The sequence below is a fragment of the Streptococcus sp. LQJ-218 genome (genome assembly GCF_003428885.1).
Classification (GTDB): Bacteria; Bacillota; Bacilli; order Lactobacillales; family Streptococcaceae; genus Streptococcus.
Map to the genome: position 1 here is coordinate 1 of NZ_QQRU01000011.1, position 18,827 is coordinate 18,827.

General features: G+C 41.2%; 22 protein-coding genes and 1 pseudogene. 21 read left to right on the forward strand and 2 right to left on the reverse strand.

All coding sequences use genetic code 11. The features are described from left to right. A pseudogene (locus tag D2908_RS09295) lies at positions 1-91 on the reverse strand (transposase); the annotation flags it as partial. 62 nt (positions 92-153) lie between these two features. Beyond that, a complete protein-coding gene (locus D2908_RS09300) occupies positions 154-1,011 on the reverse strand; it encodes a DUF975 family protein (RefSeq protein WP_117306610.1) in 858 nt (285 codons plus the stop codon). A 116-nt stretch (positions 1,012-1,127) separates the two neighbouring features. Between D2908_RS09300 and tgt the strand changes: the two genes are divergently transcribed. The 21 genes from tgt (at position 1,128) to D2908_RS09410 (ending at position 18,591) form a co-directional block, all read left to right on the forward strand. After that, positions 1,128-2,270, forward strand: a complete 1,143-nt coding sequence (tgt, locus tag D2908_RS09305) for a tRNA guanosine(34) transglycosylase Tgt (RefSeq protein WP_117306612.1) — start codon at positions 1,128-1,130, stop codon at positions 2,268-2,270. Between the two features lie 100 nt (positions 2,271-2,370). After that, the gene (locus tag D2908_RS09310) at positions 2,371-4,188 is read left to right on the forward strand and encodes an acyltransferase family protein (protein ID WP_117306613.1); all 1,818 of its coding nucleotides are present in this window, start codon (positions 2,371-2,373) and stop codon (positions 4,186-4,188) included. 265 nt (positions 4,189-4,453) lie between these two features. After that, positions 4,454-5,605 (forward strand): N-acetylglucosamine-6-phosphate deacetylase, encoded by a 1,152-nt coding sequence (gene nagA / locus D2908_RS09320; protein WP_117306617.1) that lies wholly within the window; start codon positions 4,454-4,456, stop codon positions 5,603-5,605. Positions 5,606-5,760: 155 nt separating this feature from the next. Continuing rightward, a complete protein-coding gene (locus tag D2908_RS09325; protein WP_049496917.1) occupies positions 5,761-6,126 on the forward strand; it encodes a DUF1033 family protein in 366 nt (121 codons plus the stop codon). A gap of 76 nt (positions 6,127-6,202) precedes the next feature. Next, positions 6,203-7,144, forward strand: a complete 942-nt coding sequence (gene comGA / locus D2908_RS09330) for a competence type IV pilus ATPase ComGA (RefSeq protein ID WP_117306619.1) — start codon at positions 6,203-6,205, stop codon at positions 7,142-7,144. Further along, positions 7,092-8,108, forward strand: a complete 1,017-nt coding sequence (comGB, locus tag D2908_RS09335; RefSeq protein ID WP_117306620.1) for a competence type IV pilus assembly protein ComGB — start codon at positions 7,092-7,094, stop codon at positions 8,106-8,108. The genes comGA and comGB overlap by 53 nt, the downstream gene beginning before the upstream one ends. Before the next feature lies 1 nt (position 8,109). Next, entirely contained in the window at positions 8,110-8,433 is a 324-nt protein-coding gene (gene comGC / locus D2908_RS09340) for a comG operon protein ComGC (RefSeq protein ID WP_117306622.1), read from the forward strand. Continuing rightward, a complete protein-coding gene (gene comGD, locus D2908_RS09345; protein WP_165847495.1) occupies positions 8,396-8,830 on the forward strand; it encodes a competence type IV pilus minor pilin ComGD in 435 nt (144 codons plus the stop codon). The genes comGC and comGD overlap by 38 nt, the downstream gene beginning before the upstream one ends. After that, complete coding sequence (gene comGE / locus D2908_RS09350; protein WP_276308509.1) at positions 8,793-9,095, forward strand: competence type IV pilus minor pilin ComGE; 303 nt, start codon at positions 8,793-8,795, stop codon at positions 9,093-9,095. Before comGD ends, comGE begins: the two co-directional genes overlap by 38 nt. Continuing rightward, positions 9,058-9,519, forward strand: a complete 462-nt coding sequence (gene comGF / locus D2908_RS09355; protein WP_117306625.1) for a competence type IV pilus minor pilin ComGF — start codon at positions 9,058-9,060, stop codon at positions 9,517-9,519. The genes comGE and comGF overlap by 38 nt, the downstream gene beginning before the upstream one ends. Further along, positions 9,497-9,910 carry a competence type IV pilus minor pilin ComGG gene (gene comGG / locus D2908_RS09360; protein ID WP_117306627.1) on the forward strand — a complete coding sequence of 138 codons (414 nt, stop codon included), beginning with the start codon at positions 9,497-9,499 and terminating at the stop codon, positions 9,908-9,910. The genes comGF and comGG overlap by 23 nt, the downstream gene beginning before the upstream one ends. Before the next feature lie 32 nt (positions 9,911-9,942). Further along, on the forward strand, positions 9,943-10,530 hold the full coding sequence (locus D2908_RS09365; RefSeq protein ID WP_165847496.1) for a class I SAM-dependent methyltransferase: 588 nt from the start codon (positions 9,943-9,945) through the stop codon (positions 10,528-10,530). Between the two features lie 60 nt (positions 10,531-10,590). Beyond that, positions 10,591-11,544 (forward strand): class I SAM-dependent methyltransferase, encoded by a 954-nt coding sequence (locus D2908_RS09370; protein WP_117306628.1) that lies wholly within the window; start codon positions 10,591-10,593, stop codon positions 11,542-11,544. A gap of 50 nt (positions 11,545-11,594) precedes the next feature. Then, positions 11,595-12,785 carry an acetate kinase gene (locus D2908_RS09375; protein WP_117306630.1) on the forward strand — a complete coding sequence of 397 codons (1,191 nt, stop codon included), beginning with the start codon at positions 11,595-11,597 and terminating at the stop codon, positions 12,783-12,785. A 149-nt stretch (positions 12,786-12,934) separates the two neighbouring features. After that, a complete protein-coding gene (gene rnpA / locus D2908_RS09380) occupies positions 12,935-13,306 on the forward strand; it encodes a ribonuclease P protein component (RefSeq protein WP_117306632.1) in 372 nt (123 codons plus the stop codon). Continuing rightward, on the forward strand, positions 13,281-14,105 hold the full coding sequence (locus D2908_RS09385; RefSeq protein WP_206269746.1) for a membrane protein insertase YidC: 825 nt from the start codon (positions 13,281-13,283) through the stop codon (positions 14,103-14,105). The genes rnpA and D2908_RS09385 overlap by 26 nt, the downstream gene beginning before the upstream one ends. Positions 14,106-14,122: 17 nt before the next feature. Beyond that, a complete protein-coding gene (gene jag / locus D2908_RS09390; RefSeq protein WP_117306635.1) occupies positions 14,123-15,109 on the forward strand; it encodes an RNA-binding cell elongation regulator Jag/EloR in 987 nt (328 codons plus the stop codon). A gap of 50 nt (positions 15,110-15,159) precedes the next feature. Then, complete coding sequence (locus D2908_RS09395) at positions 15,160-15,795, forward strand: ribonuclease P (protein WP_117306637.1); 636 nt, start codon at positions 15,160-15,162, stop codon at positions 15,793-15,795. Between the two features lie 131 nt (positions 15,796-15,926). Then, complete coding sequence (locus D2908_RS09400) at positions 15,927-16,790, forward strand: L-ribulose-5-phosphate 3-epimerase (protein WP_078353020.1); 864 nt, start codon at positions 15,927-15,929, stop codon at positions 16,788-16,790. After that, positions 16,790-17,500 carry an L-ribulose-5-phosphate 4-epimerase gene (locus D2908_RS09405; RefSeq protein ID WP_050241469.1) on the forward strand — a complete coding sequence of 237 codons (711 nt, stop codon included), beginning with the start codon at positions 16,790-16,792 and terminating at the stop codon, positions 17,498-17,500. The genes D2908_RS09400 and D2908_RS09405 overlap by 1 nt, the downstream gene beginning before the upstream one ends. Before the next feature lie 107 nt (positions 17,501-17,607). After that, positions 17,608-18,591: a LacI family DNA-binding transcriptional regulator gene (locus tag D2908_RS09410; protein WP_117306639.1), complete on the forward strand. Its 984-nt coding sequence runs from the start codon at positions 17,608-17,610 to the stop codon at positions 18,589-18,591. Positions 18,592-18,827 lie beyond the last annotated feature (236 nt).

The window sequence follows — 18,827 nt, forward strand, 5'->3', positions numbered from 1 at the left end:
TTATCCCAAATTTATTTGAAAGCTTCTCTATACTATATCCTTGCTTTCTAAGTTTATAGATCTGAACTTTATCCTCATAAGTTAATTTCATAATAAAAACACCCCAAAAATTAGATTTTTTCTGTCTAACTTTTGGGGTGCAGTACACAACCTTCAAGCTTTTGGACGTTTTCGAGCCAGTACTGCTCGGTAAAAAATTATTTTATTGATTTGAATGTAGGGTAGGAGTGAGAAACTAGCAATCCCAAAAGTAATCCAATTGAGGACGTACCAAGGAAGGAGTTGTAGGTCTAGAATAAAGCGCTGAAATTTGTAGCCTTTCATCAGGAAACGGCTAGTTTTTAGGACTTGTCCAGGTTTAGCTTGTCCCAAGTCTAGGGTGTCACAGAGGAGAAATTCTACCTGCGAATAGGCATAATATTGTGGAATATAGAGACTGTTTCCTATAATCATCAAGAAGATACTTGCTAGAAGGTAAAGACCAAAGGTCATGAGGAAGCGTTCAGTTTCAACTGAGGAGAGATCCAGATTGGGAAATTCAGGGTGAAGGGCAACAAATTTCTTTGCAAGAAAGCTACTGTAAAAAAGGAAGTAAATTCCAAGTAAACTAGGGATGGTCCATAAGAAGAGATAGAAACGTTTGAGAAGTAGAGTCAAAAAGGTTTGTGAAAAAAGCTCTTCGTTAAAGAGAGTGAGACTATTTTTGACGGATAGTTCTGTATCAGGATTCTTTATAAGTTTTAGCGTTGTATAGACGGAACTGGTTAGAAGTATTGTTCCGATAAAGGAGACTAATAGTGGAAAGAGGTAGGCTTGGGATACATGGCCAAACACGCTTAAAAAGGGTTGTTCTAAAATAGCCTCGTTGATGCGCTCTAAGGGATTGAGAAAGCCAGACAAGATGACCAGTATGCTAGGTAAGAAATAGACGAGAAAGAGGCGGGGATTTTCAACTTGAAATTGTCTAGCCTGCAGACGAATGGTTTTTAAATCAATTTTTGGGTATTTCATTCTTTCATTATACCATAGTTCGTGACAGTTCCCGTTTTTTTTGATAGAATCATACAGTATGCCCTTGGGGGCAAAGTAAGAACTGGAACTGTCTTTTCCAGCTTCGGAGGTAAAAAATGTCAGATTCACCAATCAAATACCGTTTGATTAAAAAAGAAAAACACACGGGAGCTCGTCTGGGTGAGATTATCACACCACACGGAACCTTCCCAACGCCTATGTTCATGCCAGTTGGTACTCAGGCAACTGTCAAAACCCAATCGCCAGAAGAGTTAAAGGAGATGGGTTCGGGAATTATCCTATCAAACACTTATCATCTCTGGCTGCGTCCTGGAGATGAACTCATCGCACGCGCAGGTGGTCTCCACAAGTTCATGAATTGGGACCAGCCTATTTTGACAGATAGTGGTGGTTTCCAGGTTTATTCCTTAGCAGATAGCCGCAATATCACAGAAGAAGGGGTAACTTTTAAAAACCATCTCAATGGGTCTAAGATGTTCTTGTCTCCAGAGAAGGCCATCTCTATTCAAAATAATCTGGGCTCAGACATCATGATGTCCTTTGACGAATGTCCTCAGTTTTATCAACCTTATGACTACGTTAAGAAATCGATCGAACGTACCAGCCGTTGGGCTGAGCGTGGTTTGAAGGCTCATCGTCGTCCGCATGACCAAGGTTTGTTTGGAATTGTGCAGGGGGCAGGATTTGAAGACCTTCGTCGTCAGTCAGCTCATGACCTTGTCAGCATGGATTTCCCAGGCTACTCTATCGGTGGTTTGGCAGTGGGAGAAACCCACGAAGAGATGAATGCTGTCTTGGACTTCACAACCCAACTGCTGCCTGAAAATAAACCTCGTTATCTGATGGGTGTGGGAGCGCCGGATAGCTTGATTGATGGAGTGATTCGTGGGGTGGATATGTTTGACTGTGTCTTGCCGACTCGCATTGCTCGTAACGGGACTTGTATGACTAGTCAGGGACGTTTGGTTGTAAAAAATGCCAAGTTTGCTGAGGATTTTACGCCACTGGATCCTGAGTGTGATTGCTACACATGTAAGAACTATACACGTGCCTATCTTCGTCACCTGCTCAAAGCTGATGAAACCTTCGGTATCCGCTTGACTAGCTACCATAACCTTTACTTCTTGCTTAACCTGATGAAGCAAGTGCGACAAGCCATCATGGATGATAATCTCTTGGAATTCCGTGAGTATTTTGTGGAAAAATATGGATATAATAAGTCAGGACGTAATTTCTAAAATAGAATTGACATAAGCTAAAAATCCTAAGTTTTCTCTTGGGATTTTTCTTATTTTTTTGATAGAATAAAGGGTATAATGAAAGGGAGAATAAACTCGTATGCGTATTAAATGGTTTTCCTTGATTAGGATTACAGGTTTACTGTTGGTACTCTTGTATCACTTTTTTCAGACGATCTTTCCTGGAGGATTTTTCGGGGTAGATGTCTTTTTCACATTTTCAGGTTTCCTGATTACAGCTCTACTCATTGAAGAATTTTCTAAAAACCATAAGATTGATTTGATAGGATTTTTTAGGAGACGTTTTTATCGGATTGTGCCACCTGTGGTTTTGATGGTCTTGGTGACCATGCCTTTTACCTTCCTAGTTCGACAAGATTATGTGGCTGGAATCGGGGGTCAGATTGCGGGTGTCTTAGGCTTTATGACCAACTTCTATGAACTGCTAACAGGTGGGAGTTATGAATCACAGTTCATTCCTCATTTGTTTGTTCATAATTGGAGCTTGGCTGTTGAAGTTCACTACTATATTCTTTGGGGATTGGCAGTTTGGTTCTTATCCAAAAAGGCTAAATCAAATGGTCAGTTAAAAGGGATGGTCTTTCTTTTATCTGCTGCGGCCTTCTTGATTAGTTTCTTCTCCATGTTTATTGGTAGTTTTCTAGTGACCTCTTATTCCTCTGTTTACTTCTCCAGTTTAACTCATGTCTATCCATTCTTTTTGGGAAGTGTGTTAGCAACTGTTGTAGGAGTTCGTCAGACGACTTCCTTAGTCAAGCAGTTGGATAAAATTTGGGATTTACGCAAGACCCTGTTGGTTTTTGCAGGAGGTTTTGGCTTCTTACTTATTTTGACCTTCTTTGTCAAATTCACTTATCTTTTTGCCTATCTTATTGGCTTCTTACTTGCCAGTCTGGCAGCCCTTGCTATGATACTAGCGGCGCGTGTTTTACATGAAAAGACTCCTAATGTGCAGGAACCAAAGATTATTAGCTTTTTAGCAGATACTAGCTATGCGGTTTATCTCTTCCATTGGCCTTTCTATATCATATTCTCACAGTTGACATCAAATCTTTTTGCTGTGTTACTGACTTTGCTTTTTTCTTATGGATTTGCTAGCCTATCATTTTATGTGTTGGAACCGTGGATTGCAGGAAAGAGTACACCTATTATACAAACTCTTCGTCCCCTACCTTATATCCATACAATTTTTGCAGCAAGTACTGGAATCTTGGCCTTCATTGTCTTCATAGTGACTTTGAAGGCACCACAAGTGGGAGCTTTTGAGACAGATTTGACTGTCAATGGTTTGAAGCAAGCTGCAACAAATATTGGTCAGACCAAGTTGATGGCAGAACGAGCAGAAGCTGATAGTTTAGGAATTGCTGATGGCACTATGCTAATTGGTGACTCGGTGGCTTTAAGGGCAAATACAGCCCTGCAGACAGCCCTTCCTGGAGCACAGATTAATGCGCAGGTCAGCAGAACAACCAAGACAGCCAATGAAATCATGCTAAATAATAGCCAGAATAAATTTCTACCAAAGATGGTGGTTATTGCAACTGGGGTAAATAATCCTGAAAATTATAAGGAAGATTGGGACAGTATCGTGAAAAATCTTCCTAAGGGTCATCATATGGTTTTGGTGACTCCTTACGAAGGAGATAAGACAAGAGAGACTTATGCAATCGTTGAGAAGGCGGCTGCCTATATGAGAGAATTGGCAGAGAATACACCTTATATCACAGTTGCTGATTGGAATCAAGTCGCTAAGGAACATCCAGAGATCTGGGTAGGGACAGACCAAGTCCACTTTGGAAGTGACACTAGCAAAATTGAAGAAGGAGCTAAATTGTATGCAGATACGATTGCTACAGCTTTACAAACAGCTCAAGACAAGCCAGTTAAATCAAAATAACTTGTATTAAAAAGACAAGAGTTGGAGAAATCCAGCTCTTTTATACTCTTCGAAAATCTCTTCAAACCACGTCAACTTCATCCACAACCTCAAAGCAGTGCTTTGAGCAACCTGCGGCTAGTTTCCTAGTTTGCTCTTTGATTTTCATTGAGTATTAAAATATCTCTAGAAAATAGGTCTATACCATTTACAAATAAAAAAGAAAGGTTTATAATATAATTGACATAATAAATTGTAGAATCAATCTTTTAAGGAGGTTAACATTATGCCTAACTATATTAAAGCGGATCAGTTTTTCTACCCACATGGTGTGCGTCGTGGTGGTTACTTGGAACTTGTGGATGGCAAGTTTGGAAAGCATGTAGAACAAATTCCTGAAGGAGCTGAGGTGATTGACTATACAGGTTATAGTATTGCTCCAGGACTTGTAGATACCCACATTCATGGATTTGGTGGTGTGGATGTTATGGACAATAATATCGAAGGAACCCTTCATACCATGAGTGAAGGATTGCTTAGCACGGGCGTTACCAGCTTCTTGCCAACCACTTTGACTTCCTCTTACGAGCAATTGCTTGCGGTAACAGAAAATATCGGTGCTCGTTACCAGGAAGCAAGTGGAGCCAAGATTCGTGGAATTTATTTTGAAGGGCCTTATTTCACAGAGAAATATAAGGGAGCTCAAAACCCTGTCTACATGAAAGATCCTCGCATGGATGAGTTTCGTGCTTGGCAAAAAGCAGCTAATGGTTTGCTTAATAAAATTGCCCTTGCGCCAGAACGTGAAGGTGTAGAAGACTTTGTACGTACAGTTACAGGTGAAGGAGTGACCGTTGCTCTTGGACACTCAAATGCGACTTTTGATGAAGCTAAAAAGGCAGTAGATGCTGGAGCGAGTGTTTGGGTACATGCCTACAATGGGATGCGTGGGTTGACTCACCGTGAACTAGGTATGGTGGGAGCTATGTATGAATTGCCACATACTTACGCAGAGTTGATCTGTGACGGTCACCACGTAGATCCAAAAGCCTGTGATATTTTGCTCAAGCAAAAAGGAACTGAAAATATTGCCCTTATCACAGACTGTATGACAGCGGGTGGGTTGGAAGATGGAGACTACATGTTGGGAGAATTTCCAGTAGTGGTTGCCAATGGAACTGCACGTCTCAAATCGACAGGTAACTTGGCAGGTTCTATCCTCAAACTCAAAGACGGTTTGAAAAATGTGGTTGAATGGGGCATTGCGAATCCGCATGAAGCCGTTATGATGGCTAGCCTCAACCCAGCAAAATCTGTTCACATTGATGATGTTTGTGGACAAATCCGTGAAGGCTACGATGCAGACTTTATCGTACTAGATAAAGATTTGGAATTGGTAGCAACCTATCTAGATGGTGTGAAACGTTATCAAGCATAATAAGAAGCAGAGGCTGTGTCTCAGCCTTTGTTTTTCTATTCAGAGGTATCTTTAGAAAGCTAGGGATTTGTTCTATAATTTTTAAAGTTAAGCAAAATCCTTTCATTGTTCTAGAAAATTGGTTATAATATACAATACAAAGGAAATGAATGAATATGTATCGTGTTATAGAAATGTACGGAGATTTTGAACCATGGTGGTTCATAGAAGGTTGGGAAAAAGATATTGTAGCAAGTAGGAAATTTGACCAGTATTATGATGCCCTCAAATACTATAAAACTTGCTGGTTTAGATTGGAACAAGAATCCCCTCTTTATAAAAGTAGAAGCGATTTGATGACCATTTTTTGGGATCCGGAAGACCAACGCTGGTGTGATGAATGTGATGACTATTTACAACAATACCATTCTTTGGCTCTTTTGCAGGATGAGCAGGTTATCCCAGATGAAAAACTACGCCCAGGTTATGAAAAACAAACAGGTAAGGAAAGGCACCGTTCTTGCCGTATGCAATTAAGATAGAAAAAAAGTAACTTTTTTGGAGTTGCTTTTTTTATTTTCCAAAATCTTTGCGAATAGTATAGGTGAGGAGGTAAGTATGGTTCAAGAAATTGCACAAGAAATCATTCGTTCGGCCCGGAAAAAAGGGGCGCAAGATATTTATTTTGTTCCTAAGTTAGATGCCTATGAGCTTCATATGAGGGTCGGAGACGAGCGCTGTAAAATCGGTTCTTATGATTTTGAAAAATTTGCGGCCGTCATCAGTCACTTTAAGTTTGTGGCGGGTATGAATGTTGGAGAAAAGCGACGTAGTCAACTTGGTTCCTGTGATTATGCCTATGACCAGAAGATAGCATCTCTACGCTTATCTACAGTGGGTGATTATCGAGGACATGAGAGTTTAGTTATTCGCTTGTTGCATGATAAGGAGCAGGAGTTGCATTTTTGGTTTCAGGATATTGGAGAACTGGGCCAGCAGTACAGGCAACGTGGTCTCTATCTCTTTGCTGGCCCAGTCGGAAGTGGCAAGACGACCCTGATGCACGAATTAGCTAAATCCCTCTTTAAGGGACAGCAAGTCATGTCCATCGAGGATCCTGTCGAAATCAAGCAGGACGACATGCTCCAGTTGCAGCTAAATGAAGCGATTGGGCTTACCTATGAAAATCTGATAAAACTTTCCTTGCGTCATCGTCCTGATCTCCTGATTATCGGAGAAATTCGAGACAGCGAGACAGCGCGTGCAGTGGTCAGAGCTAGTTTGACAGGGGCGACAGTATTTTCAACCATTCATGCCAAGAGTATCCGAGGTGTTTATGAACGCCTGCTGGAGTTGGGTGTGAGTAAGGAGGAATTAGCAGTCGTTCTACAAGGAGTCTGCTATCAGAGATTAATCGGGGGAGGAGGAATCGTTGACTTTGCAAACAAAGACTATAAAGAACACCAGCCAACTAGCTGGAATGAGCAGATTGGCCAGCTTCTTAAAGATGGACATATCACAAGCCTTCAGGCTGAGACGGAAAAAATTAGCTACAGCTAAGCAAAAAAATATCATTACCTTGTTTAACAATCTCTTTTCCAGCGGTTTTCATCTGGTAGAGACCATCTCCTTTTTAGATAGGAGTGCCTTGTTGGACAAGCAGTGTGTGACCCAGATGCGCACGGGCTTGTCTCAGGGGAAATCATTCTCAGAAATGATGGAAAGTTTAGGTTTTTCAAGTGCTATTGTTACTCAGTTATCCCTAGCTGAAGTTCATGGAAATCTTCACCTGAGTTTGGGAAAGATAGAAGAGTATCTAGACAATCTGGCCAAGGTCAAGAAAAAATTAATTGAAGTAGCGACCTATCCCTTGATTTTGCTGGGTTTTCTTCTCTTAATTATGCTGGGACTACGTAATTATTTGCTACCGCAACTAGATAGTAGCAATATTGCTACCCAAATTATCGGAAATCTGCCACAAATTTTTCTAGGCATGCTAGGGTTTGTTTCAGTAGGTGCCCTTTTAGCACTAACTTTTTATAAAAGAAGTTCTAAGATGCGCGTCTTTTCTATCTTAGCACGTCTTCCCCTCTTTGGAATCTTTGTGCAGACCTATTTGACAGCCTATTATGCGCGTGAGTGGGGGAATATGATTTCACAGGGGATGGAACTGACGCAGATTTTTCAGATGATGCAGGAACAAGGTTCCCAGCTCTTTAAAGAAATCGGTCAAGACTTAGCTCAAGCCCTGCAAAATGGTCGCGAATTTTCTCAGACGATAGGAACCTATCCTTTCTTTAAAAAGGAGTTGAGTCTCATCATCGAGTATGGTGAAGTTAAGTCCAAGCTTGGGAGTGAGTTGGAAATCTATGCTGAAAAAACTTGGGAAGCCTTTTTTACCCGAGTCAACCGCACCATGAATTTGGTGCAGCCACTGGTTTTTATTTTTGTGGCACTGATTATCGTTTTACTTTATGCGGCAATGCTCATGCCCATGTATCAAAATATGGAGGTGAATTTTTAACATGAAAAAAATGATGACATTCTTGAAAAAAGCTAAGGTTAAAGCTTTCACATTGGTGGAGATGTTGGTGGTCTTGCTCATTATCAGCGTACTTCTCTTGCTCTTTGTACCTAATCTGACCAAGCAAAAAGAAGCAGTTAATGACAAAGGAAAAGCTGCTGTTGTTAAGGTGGTAGAAAGTCAGGCAGAGCTTTATAGCTTGGATAAAAATGAAGAAGCTAGTCTAAGCAAGTTACAAGCAGATGGGCGAATCACAGAAGAACAGGCTAAAGCTTATAAAGAATACCATGCTAAACAAAATACCAGTCAAAGTGTTGCAGATTAAGGCCTTTACCATGCTTGAAAGTCTCTTGGTTTTGGGACTTGTGAGTATCCTTGCCTTGGGCTTATCCGGCTCTGTCCAGTCCACTTTTGCGGCGGTAGAGGAGCAGATTTTCTTTATGGAGTTTGAAGAACTCTATCGAGAAACCCAAAAACGCAGTGTAGCCAGTCAGCAAAAGACTAGTCTGAACTTAGATGGGCAGACGATTAGCAATGGCAGTCAAAAGTTGACAGTCCCTAAAGGAATTCAGGCACCATCAGGCCAAAGTATCATATTTGACCGGGCTGGGGGCAATTCGTCCCTGGCTAAGGTTGAATTTCAGACCAGTAAAGGAGCGATTCGCTATCAGTTATATCTAGGAAATGGAAAAATTAAACGCATTCAGGAAACAAAAAATTAAGGCAGTGATTTTACTGGAAGCAGTAGTTGCTCTAGCTATCTTTGCCAGCATAGCAACCCTCCTTTTGGGACAAATTCAGAAAAATAGGCAAGAAGAAGCAAAAATCTTGCAAAAGGAAGAAGTCTTGCGTGTAGCTAAGATGGCCTTGCAGACAGGTCAAAATCAGGTAAGCATAAACGGAGTTGAGACTCAAGTGTTTTCTAGTGAAAAAGGATTGGAGGTCTACCATGGTCCAGAACAGTTGTTGGCTATCAAAGAGCCATAAGGTCAAGGCTTTCACCTTATTGGAATCCCTGGTTGCCCTGATTGTCATCAGTGGAAGCTTACTCCTCTTTCAGGCCATGAGCCAACTCCTCATTTCAGAAGTTCGCTACCAGCAACAAAGTGAGCAAAAGGAGTGGCTCTTATTTGTGGATCAGCTGGAGGCAGAATTAGACCGTTCGCAGTTTGAAAAAGTAGAGGGAAATCGCCTCTATCTGAAGCAGGATGGTAAGGAAATTGCGATAGGTAAGTCCAAGTCAGATGATTTTCGGAAAACCGATGCCAGTAGACGAGGTTATCAACCCATGGTTTATGGCCTCAAATCTGCACAGATTACAGAGGACAATCAACTGGTGCGTTTTCGTTTCCAGTTCCAAAAAGGCTTAGAAAGGGAGTTCATTTATCGTGTGGAAAAAGAAAAAAGTTAAGGCAGGTGTTCTCCTATATGCAGTGACCATGGCAGCCATCTTTAGTCTTTTGTTACAATTTTACTTGAATCGACAAGTCGCCCACCATCAAGACCATGCTTTAAATAAAGAAAAGCTGATTGCTTTTGCCATGGCAAAGCGAACCAAAGATAAGGTTGATAAGGAAAGTGGGGAACAGGCCTTTAATCTGGGCCAGGTAAGCTATCAAAACAAGAAAACAAGCTTGGTGACAAGGGTTCGTACGACTAAGAGTCAATATGAATTTCTATTTCCTTCAGTCAAAATCAAAGAAGAGAAAAGTGATAAAAAGGAAGAGGTAGTGACTGATTCAAGTAATCAAGTAGAGAAGAAAAAATCAGAAGAGAAATCTGAAAAGAAAGAGAATTTCTAGCCAATCAAGCTACTTTGTGCTAAACTAAAAATATGAAACATGATTTTAACCACAAAGCAGCAACTTTTGATTCACCTAAAAATATCTTCCTTGCAAACTTGGTTTATCAAGCTATCGAGCAACAGATTGCTCTTCTATCAGACAAAGAAATTTTGGATTTCGGTGGTGGCACGGGTCTGTTAACCTTGCCCCTAGCCAAGCAGGTCAAGTCTGTAACATTGGTGGATATTTCGGAGAAAATGCTGGAGCAAGCTCGTTTGAAAGCGGAGCAGCAAGATATCAAGAATATCCAGTTTTTGGAGCAAGATTTACTGGAAAAACCCTTGGAGAAAGAGTTTGATCTCATTGTTGTTTGTCGGGTTCTTCATCATATGCCTGATTTGGATGCGGCGCTCTCACTGTTTCATCAACATCTGAGGGAAAATGGACAACTTTTACTTGCTGATTTTACCAAGACAGAGGCTAATCATCATGGATTTGATTTAGCTGAACTGGAAAAACAGCTAGCCCAGTTTGGTTTTTCGAGCATTGACAGTCAGATCCTCTATAGCGCTAAAGACCTGTTTCAAGGAAATTACTCAGAACTCTTTTTAACAGTAGCCCAAAAATCACTCGCCTAGTCAGGGAGTGATTTTTCTATAAGGATGGAAAAAAGCAGGGAAATTTGATAAGATAGGAATATGGATTTTGAAAAAATTGAACAAGCTTATACCTATTTACTAGAGAATGTCCAAGTCATCCAAAGTGATTTGGCGACCAACTTTTATGACGCCTTGGTGGAGCAAAACAGCATCTATCTGGATGGTGAGACTGAGCTAAAACAGGTCAAGGAGAACAATCAAGCCCTTAAACGTTTAGCGCTTCGCAAAGAAGAATGGCTCAAGACCTACCAGTTTCTCTTGATGAAGGCTGGGCAGACAGAGCCCCTACAGGCCAATCACCAGTTTACACCAGATGCCATTGCTTTACTTTTGGTGTTTATTGTGGAAGAGTTGTTTAAAGAAGAGGAAATTACGATCCTCGAAATGGGTTCTGGGATGGGAATTCTGGGCGCTACTTTCTTGACCTCGCTTGATAAAAAGGTGGATTACTTGGGAATGGAAGTGGATGATTTGCTGATTGATTTGGCAGCTAGTATGGCAGATGTAATTGGTTTGCAGGCTGGCTTTGTCCAAGGAGATGCAGTTCGTCCACAGATGCTCAAAGAAAGTGATGTGGTCATCAGCGACTTGCCTGTCGGCTATTATCCTGATGACGCCGTTGCGTCGCGCCATCAAGTTGCTTCTAGCCAAGAACATACTTACGCGCATCACTTGCTCATGGAACAAGGGCTTAAGTATCTCAAGTCAGATGGATACGCTATTTTTCTCTCTCCTAGTGATTTGTTGACCAGTCCTCAGAGTGATTTGTTGAAAGGGTGGTTGAAAGAGGAAGCGAGTCTGATTGCCATGATTAGTTTACCTGAAAATCTCTTTGCCAATGCTAAACAATCTAAGACTATTTTTATCTTACAGAAGAAAAATGAAATAGCAGTAGAGCCTTTTGTTTATCCACTTGCTAGCTTGCAAGATGCAAGTGTTTTAATGAAATTTAAAGAAAATTTTCAAAAATGGACTCAAGGTACTGAAATATAAAATAGATTTTGTTATAATAGATGAAAACGCTTAAAAAGGGGTATCATGTTATGACAAAAACAATTGCAATCAATGCAGGAAGTTCAAGTTTGAAATGGCAATTATACTTAATGCCAGAAGAAAAAGTATTGGCGAAAGGTTTGATTGAACGTATCGGTTTGAAAGATTCAATTTCAACTGTAAAATTTGATGGCCGTTCTGAACAACAAATTTTGGATATTGAAAATCACACACAAGCTGTTAAAATCTTATTGGATGACTTGATTCGTTTCGATATTATCAAGGCTTATGATGAGATTACAGGTGTTGGACACCGTGTTGTTGCCGGTGGAGAATATTTCAAAGAATCAACAGTCGTTGAGGGAGATGTTTTAGAAAAAGTTGAAGAGTTGAGCTTGTTGGCTCCTCTCCACAATCCAGCCAATGCAGCAGGTGTTCGTGCCTTCAAGGAATTGTTGCCAGACATTACCAGTGTAGTTGTTTTTGATACTTCATTCCACGCAACTATGCCAGAGAAAGCTTATTGCTACCCTCTACCAACAAAATATTACACAGAAAACAAGGTTCGTAAATATGGTGCCCACGGTACAAGTCATCAGTTTGTAGCAGGAGAAGCAGCAAAACTCTTGGGCCGTCCATTAGAAGACTTGAAATTGATTACTTGCCACATCGGTAATGGTGCTTCTATGACAGCTGTTAAGGGTGGTCAATCTGTCGATACTTCAATGGGATTCACTCCACTTGGTGGTGTGATGATGGGAACTCGTACAGGGGATATTGACCCAGCTATCATTCCTTACTTAATGCAATATACAGAGGACTTTAACACTCCTGAAGATATTAGTCACGTCCTTAATCGTGAATCAGGACTAATGGGGGTTTCAGGTAAATCTAGTGATATGCGTGATGTGATTGCTGCTATGAAAGAAGGGGATCACGATGCCACTTTGGCCTATGAAATGTATGTTGACCGTATCCAAAAACATATCGGTCAATACCTTGCGGTCCTAAATGGAGCAGATGCTATTATCTTTACTGCAGGTATCGGTGAAAATGCTGCAAATGTACGTGAAGATGTTATCTCAGGTATCTCTTGGTTTGGTTGTGATGTTGATCCAGAAAAGAACGTATTTGGCGTGACAGGAGACATCTCAACAGAGGCAGCGAAGATCCGTGTATTGGTTATTCCAACTGATGAAGAATTGGTCATTGCCCGTGACGTTGAACGCTTGAAAAAATAACTAAAATCAGAAAAAATATTTAGTACAAGGAGTTGGGAAAGTGATTTTTCCAGCTTCTTTTTCTGATGAAATTGTCCAAAACCTTGCTATGATTGGCTTTTTTGAAAAATATGGTATAATAGTAGTAATTTAATAGATGGAGTTGAGTTTTGAAGAAAAACTTTCGTGTAAAAAGAGAGAAAGATTTTAAGGCAATTTTCAAGGAGGGGACAAGTTTTGCTAATCGCAAATTTGTTGTTTACCAACTAGAAAACCAGAAAAACCATTTTCGAGTAGGTCTATCAGTTAGCAAAAAACTGGGGAATGCCGTCACCAGAAATCAAATCAAGCGACGGATTCGGCATATTATCCAGAATGCAAAAGGGAGTCTGGTAGAAGATGTAGACTTTGTTGTCATTGCTCGAAAAGGGGTTGAAACCTTGGGATACGTAGAGATGGAGAAAAATCTACTCCATGTATTAAAATTATCAAAGATTTACCAGGAAGGAAATGGGAGTGAAAAAGAAACTACAGTTGACTAGTTTGCTAGGACTGTCTCTATTGATCATGACAGCCTGTGCAACAAATGGGACAACTAGCGATATCACAGCCGATTCGGCTGATTTTTGGAGTAAATTTGTTTACTTCTTTGCGGAAATTATTCGCTTTTTATCGTTTGATATTAGTATCGGAGTGGGGATTGTTCTCTTTACGGTCTTGATTCGTACACTGCTTTTGCCAGTCTTTCAAGTTCAAATGGTGGCGTCTAGAAAAATGCAGGAAGCTCAACCACGCATTAAGGCGCTTCGAGAACAATATCCAGGACGAGATATGGAGAGCAGAACTAAGCTAGAGCAAGAAATGCGTAAAGTCTTTAAAGAAATGGGTGTCAGACAGTCAGATTCTCTTTGGCCGATTTTGATTCAGATGCCGATTATCTTGGCCTTGTTCCAAGCTCTATCAAGAGTTGACTTTTTAAAGACAGGTCATTTCTTGTGGATTAACCTTGGTGGTGTGGATACAACCCTTGTTCTTCCGGTTTTAGCAGCTGTATTCACCTTTTTAAGTACTTGGTTGTCCAATAAAGCCTTGTCTGAGCGTAATGGGGCTACGACAGCAATGATGTATGGGATTCCGGTTTTGATTTTTATCTTTGCAGTTTATGCGCCAGGTGGAGTCGCCCTCTACTGGACAGTATCCAACGCTTATCAAGTCTTGCAAACCTATTTCTTGAACAATCCATTCAAGATTATTGCAGAGCGCGAGGCCATAGTACAGGCACAGAAAGATTTGGAAAATAGAAAAAGAAAAGCCAAGAAAAAGGCTCAGAAAACGAAATAATAAGGAGGAATCTGGTAATGGTAGTATTTACAGGTTCAACTGTTGAAGAAGCAATCCAGAAAGGATTGAAAGAATTAGATATCCCAAGATTGAAGGCTCACATCAAAGTCATTTCTCGTGAAAAAAATGGCTTTCTTGGTTTATTTGGTAAAAAACCAGCTCAAGTTGATATTGAAGCTATTAGTGAAACAACGGTCATTAAAGCAAATCAGCAGGCTGTAAAGGGCGTTCCTAAAGAAATTAATGAACAAAATGAACCAGTCAAGACGGTCAGTGAAGCGACTGTTGATTTAGGGCATGTTGTAGAAGCAATTAAAAAGATTGAAGAAGAAGGCCAAGGGGTTTCTGATGAGGTCAAGGCTGAAATCTTGAAAAATGAAAAACATGCTAGCACTATCTTAGAAGAAACTGGGCACATTGAGATTTTAAATGAATTACAGCTTGAAGAAGCTGGTCTCGAAGAAGTAGAAACTCCTATTGTTGAGAGTCAAGCTGAACAAACTGAAAGCCAAGAATTAGAAGATTTGGGCTTAAAGGTGGAACCGAGCTTTGATATTGAACAAGTAGCTACGGAAGTAACGACTTATGTTCAGACGATTATTGATGATATGGACGTTGAGGCGACGATTTCAAATGATTATAACCGCCGTAGCATCAATCTACAAATTGATACTAACGAACCAGGTCGTATTATCGGTTACCATGGTAAAGTTTTGAAGGCCTTGCAACTATTGGCTCAAAATTGTCTTTATAACCGCTATTCAAGAACCTTCTACATCACAATCAATGTCAATGATTACGTTGAACACCGTGCAGAAGTCTTGCAGACCTATGCGCAAAAATTGGCGACTCGTGTTTTAGAAGAAGGCCGCAGTCATCAAACAGATCCAATGTCAAATAGTGAACGCAAGATTATCCATCGTATTATTTCACGTATGGATGGCGTGACTAGTTACTCTGAGGGTGATGAACCAAATCGCTATGTCGTTGTAGATACAGAATAAGTAAAATCAGGTTTATCCTGATTTTTTGCTAGCTAGAGGAGATTAAACGGATGTTAAATGAAATAAGAAATTATCTAGACTTTGCTGGTTTGCAGTACCGTAATCCTGATAAAGCAGGAGAAGAGCGAGAGAAAATGCTGGAATTGCGCCACAAAGGTCAAGAGGCACGAAAGGCTTTTACAGAGCTAGCCAAAGCCTTTCAAGCAAGCCATCCAGAATGGCAACTCCAACAGACTAGCCAGTGGATGAACCAAGCGCAGCGCTTGCGACCCCATTTCTGGGCCTATTTGCAGCGTGAGGGGGAAGTGACAGAGCCTATGTTGGCCTTACGATTGTACGGGAATCCTTCTGATTTTGGAGTCTCACTAGAAGTCAGTTTTATCGAACGTAAGAAGGATGAGCGAACATTAGACAAACAAGCCAAGGTCTTAGAAGTTCCAGTGGTAGAAGGGATTTATTATCTAGCCTACTCAGATGGAGAAAGCCAAAGATGGGAGGCGAACGAAGAAAATCGTTGTACTTTACGCGAGAAGGTGAGAAGTCAGGAAGTCCGCAAAGTGTTAGTTAAATCAGATGTTTCTGTGACAGAAAATTCATCTGAGGAAGATATCGTAGAAAATTTATTGAAATCTTATGATAAAATTCTTCCCTATTATTTAGCTACAAGAAAATTAGATAATCCGTAAAATATCATAAATCATACAGTCCAAGAGTGAACAGTCCGCTGTGTAATTCTTGGTCTTTTTGTTTCCGCTTTCACATTATATAATATAGGAGAACAATTAAAGACGAAATCCGTCGAATTTGGGGGTAGGCTATGACACGTCCGATTGGAATTTACGAAAAGGCGACGCCCAAGCACTTCACTTGGAAAGAACGCTTGGAGTTTGCCAAGGAGCTGGGCTTTGACTTTGTTGAAATGTCGGTTGATGAAAGCGATGCTCGCTTAGCGCGCTTGGAATGGAGTAAGGAAGAACGCTTTGAAGTGGTCAAGGCTGTTTATGAAACGGGTGTCCGCATTCCGACTATCTGCTTTTCTGGGCACCGCCGCTATCCGCTAGGATCAAACGATCCAGCCCTAGAAGCCAAGTCGCTGGAAACCATGAAGCAATGTATCGAGTTGGCGCAGGATTTGGGTGTGCGGGTCATTCAGCTGGCGGGCTATGATGTCTACTATGAGGAAAAATCGCCAGAAACACGAGCTCGCTTCCTTAAAAATCTACGCAAGGCTTGTAATTGGGCGGAGCAAGCGCAGGTTATTCTTGCGATTGAGATTATGGATGACCCATTTATCAATAGTATCGAAAAATACTTGGCTGTTGAAAAGGCTATCAACTCGCCTTATCTCTTTGTCTATCCAGACACAGGTAATCTCTCAGCTTGGCACAATGACCTCTATAGTGAGTTTGTTATCGGGCACCAGGCCCTGGCAGCTCTGCATCTCAAGGATACCTATCCTGTGACTGAGCAGTCCAAGGGGCAATTCCGCGATGTGCCTTTTGGTCAAGGTTGTGTCAACTGGGAAGATACTTTCAGAATTTTAAAAGAAACCAATTATCAAGGGCCGTTTTTGATTGAAATGTGGTCTGAAAATTGTCCAACAGTAGAGGAAACCAAGGCGGCTATCAAAGAAGCTCAAGATTTCCTTTATCCACTCATTGAGAAAGCGGGGTTAAACTAATGCTGTTACCAGAATTAAGAGAGCGCGTTTACAAGGCTAATTGTGACCTGCCAAAACATGGCTTGGTTAAGTTTACTTGGGGAAATGTCTCTGCGGTGGACCGCGAAGCGGGCTTGATTGTCATCAAACCGAGCGGTGTGGACTACGATAAGCTTAGTCCGGAAAATATGGTTGTGACCGACTTGGACGGCAATATCGTTGAAGGCGACCTCAATCCGTCATCTGATTTGCCTACCCACGTGGAGCTCTACAAGGCTTTCCCAAAAGTCGGTGGTGTTGTTCACACGCACTCAACGGAAGCGGTTGGCTGGGCACAGGCTGGGCGCGATATTCCATTTTACGGAACGACGCATGCGGATTATTTCTACGGTCCCATTCCAGCAGCACGTTCATTGACAGAAAGCGAAATCAACACGGCCTACGAAAAAGAAACAGGCACCGTGATTATTGAAACCTTCCGCGAACGTCAGATTGACCCAATGGCAGTGCCAGGTGTCACTGTGCGCAACCATGGTCCCTTTACTTGGGGCAAGACGCCAGAAGCTGCGGTTTACCACAGCGTTGTCTTGGAAGAAGTTGCCAAAATGGCGCGCTTCACCGAGCAAATCAAACCCGATGTCAAAGAAGCACCAAAATACCTCATGGACAAGCACTACCTCCGCAAACACGGACCGAACGCTTACTATGGGCAAAAAGGCGCTAGCCATTAAAAAACAAAGAGCAGTCTCAGGGATTGCTTTTTTGTGTTGGTTTTAAGTGGCATCTTGATTTTTAAAGTGATATAATAAATGCAATTTGATGAGTTAGAAAGAACAAAATGACAAAAAAAGTAACAATCAATGATATTGCTAACTTGGTTGGGGTGTCCAAGGCGACGATTTCTTATTACTTAAATGGAAATATGCGGAAAATGTCTTTGGAGACGAGGGAGAAAATCCGGCTGGCCATTGAAGAAACTGGTTATCAACCTAACAAAATGGCGCAAAGTTTGGTGACCAGAGACACCAAGACGATTGGCGTTGTGATTGCAGATATCACCAATCCCTTCATTTCCTCAGTTATCAAAGGAATTCATGACACCTGCAAGAAGTACGACTACACGGTTAACTTTACCAATTCAGACAATGACCAGCTGATTGAGCAGGAAAATATCGAGCGGCTTCAGCAGCAGAATGTCTCAGGGATTATTCTCGATACAGTGGATGCCAATTCTCCCCTGATTCAAAAGCTGAGTAAGAAGCGGACGGTTCTAGTGGACAGGCAATCGAGAGAAGTGACGCTGGACACGGTTGTATCTAATAATCGTGACTCGACCAAGGCTTTTTTGGCAGAAATGAAGAAGGCAGGCTATGAAGACATTTACTTTGTCACCTTTCCGATTGAGGGGATTTCGACGCGGGAAATGCGTTATCAGGGCTTTAAAGAAGAGGTTTCGGCTGCCCCAGAGAAACTTTTGGTTTTGGGACAAGACGGGACAGCTCAAAAAATTCTTCAGTTGATTGAGCAAAGGCAAGAAAAAATCGCTTTTTTTACCATGAACGGCCCAGCCCTGCTTGATTTTATGAAAATCTTGAACAAGACCGACTACAGCTATCCCCGTGATTTTGGTCTGGGTTCCTACGAGGATTTGGAATGGATGGAGGTTTTAAATCCGAATGTGTCCTGTATTCGCCAAGATTCTTATAAAATTGGTCAAGTGGCAGCAGAACATCTAATCAAAAAATTAAGAAGAGAGCTAGCGGCGGACCCTGCTCAACTCCTTGTCGTTCCTAGCTTTACAGTTCTTAGAAGCTCTTTTTAGAAATGAAGTATTCGCGCGAGTGGATACTTTTTTTAAAATATTTTTTGAAATCGCTTGCAATTTTGAAGAAGATAGTGTATACTGTAATAGTAGATCGGTGAAACGATTAACCATGAATTAAAGTATTATTTTATAAGAGAACGTAGTTCACTTTTATTTTTTGAAAATAAGTTAACCGTTTCACTCAGAGTTTGAAAATAATTTCGCAGTGAAAGGTTGATTGCTCGTCTAGAAAG